The organism is Actinomycetota bacterium (assembly GCA_014360645.1).
Lineage (GTDB): Bacteria > Actinomycetota > Geothermincolia > Geothermincolales > RBG-13-55-18 > Solincola_B.
Genome location: JACIXD010000034.1, coordinates 1 through 1,079 on the forward strand (window position 1 = coordinate 1; position 1,079 = coordinate 1,079).

Sequence of the window (1,079 nt, forward strand, 5' to 3'; positions counted from 1 at the left end):
TCTTCGGCTTCCCCTTGAGGTTGGTCATGATGAACCCCGCCCTGGGGAAGAGCTCGCCCTGATGCCACTCTATCTTGGCGATGATCCTCCTGGACCTGTCCCAGGAGCCCGCCCGGTAGGAGAAGTCATGATAGATTACCTTGGGCCTGGCGTACGGCCTGCCCACCGGGCGGGTCAGGAGGTGCTCTACGTGGTCGTAGAGGCGGCTGTTGGCCTTGATCCTGATGGCGTAGAGGATGCCTTCCTCCTCTAGGTATCCATACATATCAGGGGAGGCGAAGGCTGCGTCTCTCCGGAAGTACAGCTTTCTGCCCGGGTCCTTGTATCTTTCGACGATGGGCTCCAGCAGGCTCCGCCACCCGTCGGCGGAGTGGACGTTGCCGGGACGCAGCGTCGCCCCTTCGCAGTCGCCATGCTGGCAGAAGACGAAGAGCGGGTGATGGCAGCGGGAGCAGAAATGCCCGTTGTAGGCCGATCTCTCCCGGCTGCCGTGCACCGGGGACTCCTGTGAGTCCATGTCCAAGATGACATCATTGCCCTTGGTGACGCGCATCGCCCTGGCCGCCCAGGCGTGGTTGATGGCGGCAAGCGCTCTTATGTTCTCCTCCTCGGCTAAGGTCTCGAAGCGGGATACGTTCTTTTGGCTCGCTGCGTTTCTCTCCAAGGCCTTCTTCCCGACGACAGCCCGCATGGCGGGGTCACGGAAAAGGCGCTCGTGGTCATTCACGTCCTCGTATCTGGCCAGCCTGGCGTAAACTGATTGGCGGAGTTACCCCCTCATCTGGTGCCTGATGTTTTTGCCCGTCCTTCCGTCCTGTATCATCGCCCCCGCCATATCGGTGAGTCCCAGCGCCCCGTCCAGTTCTCTCACCGCCAGCAATCCCGCGTCTGTGGTGACCTTGGCACCCCTGAATTCCAGTCTCAGATGGCGGTCGAAAGCGAGCCTCAAACCCCCGTTTTCCGCTTCATTCGCAAGGTTCCCCATCTTTACCCCACCAGCATTGCTGTTATTGCTGTTCTGATACATATTTCAGCAATTCTAGCAAGTGATACTTGCTATTTGAAATGAGAAATCCGGG

The 1,079-nt window shown here is 59.3% G+C and carries 2 protein-coding genes; both read right to left on the minus strand.

Going from position 1 to position 1,079, the window contains the following annotated elements:
• A partial coding sequence (locus H5T74_14640; protein ID MBC7231612.1) for an IS1380 family transposase occupies positions 1–727 on the minus strand: 727 nt, incomplete at its 3' end.
• Positions 728–769: 42 nt separating this feature from the next.
• Complete coding sequence (locus H5T74_14645) at positions 770–949, minus strand: transposase (protein ID MBC7231613.1); 180 nt, start codon at positions 947–949, stop codon at positions 770–772.
• Between the last annotated feature and the right edge of the window lie 130 nt (positions 950–1,079).